This window comes from Brevibacterium metallidurans, assembly GCF_037101285.1.
Lineage (GTDB): Bacteria > Actinomycetota > Actinomycetes > Actinomycetales > Brevibacteriaceae > Brevibacterium > Brevibacterium metallidurans.
In genome coordinates this window covers 274,256-280,621 of sequence record NZ_BAAAAF010000004.1, presented here as the reverse complement: position 1 = coordinate 280,621, position 6,366 = coordinate 274,256, and the positions used below count along the sequence as shown (strand labels likewise).

The 6,366-nt window shown below is 66.7% G+C and carries 5 protein-coding genes; 2 read left to right on the top strand and 3 right to left on the bottom strand.

Going from position 1 to position 6,366, the window contains the following annotated elements:
• Positions 1-350: 350 nt before the first annotated feature.
• Complete coding sequence (locus tag AACX88_RS07720) at positions 351-1,754, bottom strand: APC family permease (protein ID WP_339392455.1); 1,404 nt, start codon at positions 1,752-1,754, stop codon at positions 351-353.
• A 299-nt stretch (positions 1,755-2,053) separates the two neighbouring features.
• On the opposite strand from AACX88_RS07720, the gene AACX88_RS07715 reads away from it, so the two are divergent.
• Both AACX88_RS07715 and AACX88_RS07710 read left to right on the top strand, forming a co-directional pair.
• The gene (locus AACX88_RS07715; RefSeq protein ID WP_339392454.1) at positions 2,054-3,148 is read left to right on the top strand and encodes an MBL fold metallo-hydrolase; all 1,095 of its coding nucleotides are present in this window, start codon (positions 2,054-2,056) and stop codon (positions 3,146-3,148) included.
• Entirely contained in the window at positions 3,145-4,293 is a 1,149-nt protein-coding gene (locus AACX88_RS07710) for a C45 family autoproteolytic acyltransferase/hydrolase (RefSeq protein ID WP_339392453.1), read from the top strand. The genes AACX88_RS07715 and AACX88_RS07710 overlap by 4 nt, the downstream gene beginning before the upstream one ends.
• A 93-nt stretch (positions 4,294-4,386) precedes the next feature.
• On the opposite strand, the gene AACX88_RS07705 is transcribed toward AACX88_RS07710, so the two are convergent.
• Both AACX88_RS07705 and AACX88_RS07700 read right to left on the bottom strand, forming a co-directional pair.
• Positions 4,387-5,352, bottom strand: coding sequence for a hypothetical protein (locus AACX88_RS07705; RefSeq protein WP_339392452.1), 966 nt, complete (start codon positions 5,350-5,352; stop codon positions 4,387-4,389).
• A gap of 107 nt (positions 5,353-5,459) precedes the next feature.
• The gene (locus AACX88_RS07700; RefSeq protein ID WP_339392451.1) at positions 5,460-6,116 is read right to left on the bottom strand and encodes a TetR/AcrR family transcriptional regulator; all 657 of its coding nucleotides are present in this window, start codon (positions 6,114-6,116) and stop codon (positions 5,460-5,462) included.
• Positions 6,117-6,366 lie beyond the last annotated feature (250 nt).

Below are 6,366 nucleotides of genomic sequence, written 5' to 3'. Positions count from 1 at the left end.
GTCCCTGATGTCATGCGGCGCCGCATGACATCAGGGACGTCGGGTTGAGTTTGCGAGCGGGGGAGGGCGGGAGAAAGTCCTGCGATCTCATACTTTTGTGGGAGGCGCCCCGGGTGAGGGGACTGTTAGCGTGCAGAGGTCAAGTGGTTCCGTCCCCACAGAACGACTCGACAGCACCCCCGCGCCGACCCGGCGCAACATCCCCAGCGCGAGGCAAGGCAACGAAGCCTTGCCCGACCGCGATGGGACGCCGACCGGCCGACCGCCGCCTGCCGCACCAACGCCGACCAGCCGCCTGCGGCAAGCGTCAGCCGACCAGCCGACCGGCCGACCGGCCGACGACAGCGAACTCAGTCCGTTGCCTTCTCCGACGCCACAGTGTCAGACTCCGGGGCCTCAGGCTCGGACATGTCGGCATCAGCCTCGGGGTCATCGAAGCTGCGGACAGTGCGCTTGAATCCGCGGGTGAGCACGGCGAGGTAGACGACGCCGATCGCCAGCCAGATGAGACCGCCGATGAGCGCGGTCCCATGCAGACTCGCCCACAGCACACCGGTGAGAATCGCACCGATGCCGGGCATGACCACGTACTTGATCGCCGTCCGGACATCGACGACCTGCCGGGTCCGGAACGCATAGTGGGCGATGACCGTGAGGTTGACGAACGTGAACGCGATGAGCGCCCCGAAGTTGATGAGAGCGGAGATGAACTCGAGACTGAACGACATCGCGAGCAGACACACCGCGCCGACGAGGACGATGTTGAACACCGGAGTGTGCGTGCGCGGGTTGATGTAGCCGAAGGCCTTGCGCGGCAGCACCCCGTTGCGACCCATGACGAGCAGCATCCGCGAGACCGAAGCATGCGAGGCCAGTCCCGAGGCGACCGTCGCAGCGAACGCAGCGGCGACGAAGAAGAGCTGGAAGAAAGGGCCGCCCGTGAGCAGGCCGATCTCCGGCAGCGGATCGTCGACGATGGTGAACTGCGAATTGTCCGGGTAGAGCAGCTGCGTGAAGTACGAGGCGATGAGGAAGATCATGCCGCCGGCGATGACGGTGATCATGATCGCCTTGGGCATGAGGCTGACGTGCTTCGCCTCGTTGGTGTACATCGTCACCGCATCGAAGCCGATGAAGGAGAAGCACACGACCGTCGCACCTGTAAGGACCGCACTGAACTGCACCCCGTCATGGACGAACGGTTCGGGGCTGAACACGGTTCCCGCACCCTCGCCGGCATTGATCTGAGCGATCGCGAGCACGCAGTAGGTGACCATGAGGACGAGCGAGAACGCGAGCAGGATCGCGTTGATGTTCGCCGTCCCCCGCATCGAGGTGAGCACGATCCCGGTCATGACGATCGTGTACGCGACGACCCACACCCACGGCGGCGCATCCGGAACCATCGATTCCATGTAGAGCCGGATGATGAGGCAGTTGACCATCGGCAGCAGCAGATAGTCCATGAGCGAGGTCCACCCGACGAGGAAGCCGAGCCCCGGCGTCATCGTCTCCCTCGTATACGTGTAGGCCGAGCCGGCTGTCGGGAAGATCCTCACCATCTTGCCGTAGCTGATGGCCGTGAACACCATGACGACGAGAGCGACGAGGTACGCGGCAGGCACCGCACCGTTCGTGCCTTCCGACACGATGCCGAACGTGTCGAACACGACCGTCGGCGTCATGTACCCGAGCCCGAGTCCGACGATGGACCACAGCCCCAGGTTCCGCTTCAGCGATCCCGAACCAGCCATATCAATCCTCCTCAATGAGTCTTGCGTCGACGGCACCAGGCAGCGTCGCCCACGAGTGCGCAGACGTGATCTGCGCCATGCCGATGGTAGTGCACTTCAACTGAAAGCGAAATCCGAACCACGAAATGGACCACGAAAATCGAAATTGTCCGACCGATTACGACGAATTGAGTTGAAACTCCTTCGTTATCCGCTCCCCTGAATCCCATTGTCGAACGATCTTTCAGTTTCATCGCGAGGGGAGTAGGTTGGACGGAGAACCTCGCCGAGGCTCGACGACGAGAGAGGGAGACCGCCGAATGCCGATCGATACGCTCAGCCCCCAGCAGTCGCTGGCTTGGAAGGACCGGGTCCTGCCCGCCGTCGAAGAAGTCGCTGAGGGAGTCTGGGCGATCCCGGTGCCGATCCCGAACAACCCTCTCGTCTACACCTACTGCTATGCGATCGCCGACGGCTCCGGGGTCGTCCTCATCGATCCGGGCTGGGACGGTCGGGACCAGTACTCAGCCCTCACCTCGGCGCTGGCGGAGATCGGATTCGCCGTCGCGGACATCCACGGCATCGCCGTCACCCACTACCACCGTGACCACATCGGTCTCGTCCCCGCGCTCCTCCAGGCCAACCCCGCGATGTGGCTGGCCATCCACGGTGAGGACCTCCGCGCGGTCAAGCGCTTCGCCTCGCGTGCCCTCGATCTGGGCACCGGCATCGACCCGAATCTCAACATCGCCCGCGCCTACGGAGTCCCCGAAGACCGCTGGCACGAGGTCGAAAGCCTCCAGGTGTCCAAGCCGAAACGCGGCGGAGAGCCCGGTACCGCACCGAAGTCCGACCCGTTCGCACGGCAGATGGCGCACCTGCCCGACTCGATCCTCGTCCTCGACGACGGATCCGAGCTTCCGCTCGAAGCCGGCGGCGTGCGCGCGCTGTGGTCGCCCGGTCACACGAACGGACACTCTGCGTTCGTCCGCGACGACTCCCTCCTCTTCTCCGGCGACCACGTGCTGCCGACGATCACCCCGAACATCGGCCTCGACTCCGGATCGATCACCCACAGCCTCGCCGACTACCTGGGCTCGCTCGAGAAGATCGGCGACCTCCCCGAGGACATCGCGGTCCTCCCCGCACACGGCTTCCGGTTTCGGGGGCTGCGCGAACGCAAACGCGAACTCGTCGACCACCACCGTGAACGGCTCGCGGAGATCGAAGCGCGCATGGAGGCCACCGAAGACCACTCCGTGTACTCGATCGCCCAGGGCCTGCACTGGGCCCGCGGCTTCGACCAGCTCCACCACTTCAACCTCTTCGCCGCCCTCGCCGAGACCGCCGCCCACATGCACTACCTCGACCTCGACGTCGGCGTGGACTTCCTCGTCCCGCAGGGGCGCCCATGAGCGCCGAGGTGGTTCCGGCCGCCGCCGTCCGCCCCGAGCTCTTCATCACCCGGGCCCGTGACCACATCCAGCGCGGACTCCAGCGCGGCCGTGAGCTGCGCACCGGCATCGGGGCCGCGATCGCCGGCTATCAGCGCTACTTCGATTTCCTCGGCATCGCCGAGGCGGACGTCCGCACCGCTGCCGACGACAGTCATCGCCGCCTGCAGGAGTGGGCTCCGGACGCCACCGCCGAGATCTCCGCCGTCGCGGAGGGATCCGGGCGGACGACGAACGAGATCATGCAGGTCATCGCGCGCACGGAGATCATGACGCTCGCCAAGGCCGCCCCCACGGAGTGCTCGACGCTGAGCCGGACGCGACCGGGCGGGACGGTCTCTGCGCAGACCTGGGACTGGCTCGCCGACTTCTCGACGCTCTGGCATGTGGGCGACATCGGCGCGGTGCCCGGTCAGCTGCGCCACATCGGCATCGCCGAGTACGGGATGCTCGGCAAGATCGGGCTCAACGAGGCCGGCGTCGGCGTCCACCTCAACATCCTCAAGCACGCCGGTGACGCCGCCGGGGGAGTGCCCGTCCACGCCGTCCTCGCCCAGGTCCTCGCCACCGCGCACACCCTCGCCGAGGCGCTCGAGATCATCCGCTCGGCCCCGATCTCATCGTCGTCGGTCATCACCGTCGTCACCGCCGAGGCGGCCGTCCAAGTCGAGATCGCCGGTGACACCAAGCGGGAGCTGCGTCCGGGAGACCCGCTGCCGGCGGACTCCTCGACATCGGCGACCGAGATCGCCGACGCGGGCATCCTCATCCACACGAACCACTTCCTCCACCCCGAGCTGCAGACGGGTGCAATGGAGCTGCGAGCGGATTCGAGTTCGCGACCGCGCTATGACTTCCTCGTTGCGCGAACCGCCGCGCGCATCGCCTCCGGGGATGCTCCGGAGACGACCGGGGACCTCGTCGAGCTGCTCACCACCGGCCCGGACGACCCACCGGTGTCATGCGTTCCGGAGCCCGGGGCTCCCTACGGCGACCGTCCGGCCACGCTCGTCACGGTGCAGATCGACCCGGGCGCGAAGACGATCGATCTCGCACCCGGGTCACCCGCGGAGGGGCTGCACGGCAACCGCCGCTTCCACCTCTGAGACTCCGGAGCCTGAGCGCCACGCGCAGGCCCGCGCGCTAGTCGCAGGCCCCCGCGCCGCTCGACGTGCTCGCGGACCCCGCGGGCTCGCGCCTCACTCGGAGAGCTTCTCCGCCTCCTCGGCGCGCATGTCCATGATCGTGTCGAGGCCCGAGGCGATCGCCTCGGAGTCCTCGAGCGCGGCCTGGGCGAGCTTCCACGGCACGATGTCGAGGTTCTGATCGCCGATGACGAAACGGACGTAGGGCTGCTGGAAGCGCGGATCGTCGGCCTCGAGCTCGGCGCCGTAGCGCCACTGACCGAGCCCGATGCGGCGGATCGTCTCGCCGATGAAGCGCATCGCGCCGCCGACGAAGGCGATCTCCTCGTCCTCCATCATCGCCTCGCGGTCGTCGTAGCGGACGGCGAGCTGCTTGCCCAGGCGCACGAGGCTGTCGCGGTCGAGGGCCCAGGACTCCGGATCGGCCTGTTCCTTCGTCCAGGCGGCGATGCCCGGTTCGACGGTGCCGATGAAGCGGGAGAGGAACTCGACCTCCTCCTCGGACGAGTTCTGCCTGGTGAGCATCCCGATCGAGAGTCCAGTGCTCGTGCGGCGCTCAGCCTCGCCGAGCTCCTGCCGGGCTCGATCGAGGACCGCGGTGAAGATCCCACCGGTGCGCTGGTCGACGGCGGTGAGGACGACCGCAACGAGCGGAATCGGCTCGCCCTCGAGCTGCCCCGAAGCATTGTCGGGACGGATGAACGGCATGCCGTTGCCCGTCGTCTCATCGTGGTCCCACGCCCCACCCACGGCGCGCAGGTACGTCTCGCCGAGGTAGCGGATGAGTCCCTCGACGAACCGGTGGTTCTCGGGGGCGACCACCTCGTCGGGGGTGGCGAAACGGGAGAGGACGAAGTGCTCGATGAGGGGAAGGGACTCAGGGGTGAGGTCCTTGCGGAACGGAGCCTGCTTCCCGTCCTCCTGCTCGACGGACTCGGGGAGGTCCGCGAGGACGAACGCGCCGAGGCGGACGTCCATGTTGTTGATGAAGGCCGTGTATTCACGCTGAAGTTCAGTCACACCCTCCACCTTAGCCGCTGGCCCGCCGCGCGGGGCGGTCGCGAACCACCGTTCGTCGGCCCACCGGCGGCTCGCCGTCAGCCGGCCCACCGCCAGCCGTCGCCCCGTCAGTCGGTGAGCGGGCAGTCGGTGAAGTCGAGGAAGCGCATGAGGACCTCGACGATGAGGGTGGGGTCGACATCGACGGTCTCGTCCAGCCCCTTGCCGCCCACGGACTGCAGGGTGAGCTGCGTGAAGAGCGAGATGAGGACGGTGAGCAGGCTGTCCAGCGGGATCGTCGGCGTCGCCCCGACATTGTCCAGCGCCGTGCGCACGAGCTTCGCGAGACGCTCGAGCTGAGTGGCGTTGAGCTCCATGTACCGCTCATAGAGCCGGGGCGCGCGCAGACAGTAGACCTCGATCTCGCGTTCGACGATGACGTTGGCGACGGTGAGGCGCTTCTCGGTGAAGATGTCGGCGATGAACTGGGTGAGCAGCGGGCGGATCTCCGTGGGCTGGATCGCGTCGAGCTGGTCCTTCCACCGCTGGATCGCCTTGTCGAGCCGATCGAGGGTCTCCGAGGTGTGGATCTCGATCGTTGCGAGGACGAGGTCGTCGCGACTGGAGAAGTTCGAGTAGAACGCCCCGCGGGTCAGGCCTCCGGCTTCGCAGATCTCCTCGATCGATGCGCCGTCGATGCCCTTGGCCGCGAACACGGAGACGCCGGCGGCGACGAGGGTCGAGCGCGTCCGCTGCCTGCGCTCGCTGAGGTTCTCTGTGTTCATAGCCTGTCTGTCTATCTGTCTGTCGTCTCGGTTCCTGTGCGGCTTCGCCGCGTCGGGTCGTGCTGCGCCTCCCAAGCGGACACCGCCAAGCCGGTCACCCGCCCAACCGGGCCAGCGCCAAACCGGGCCAACGCCAAACCGGGCCAGCGCCAAGCTGGGCATCCCATGGGAAATCACATGATTCTCTCACACTGATTTGCGCTCGGCGGGAGGCGTCAACAAGAATACATGACTGTATCCAATACACTTT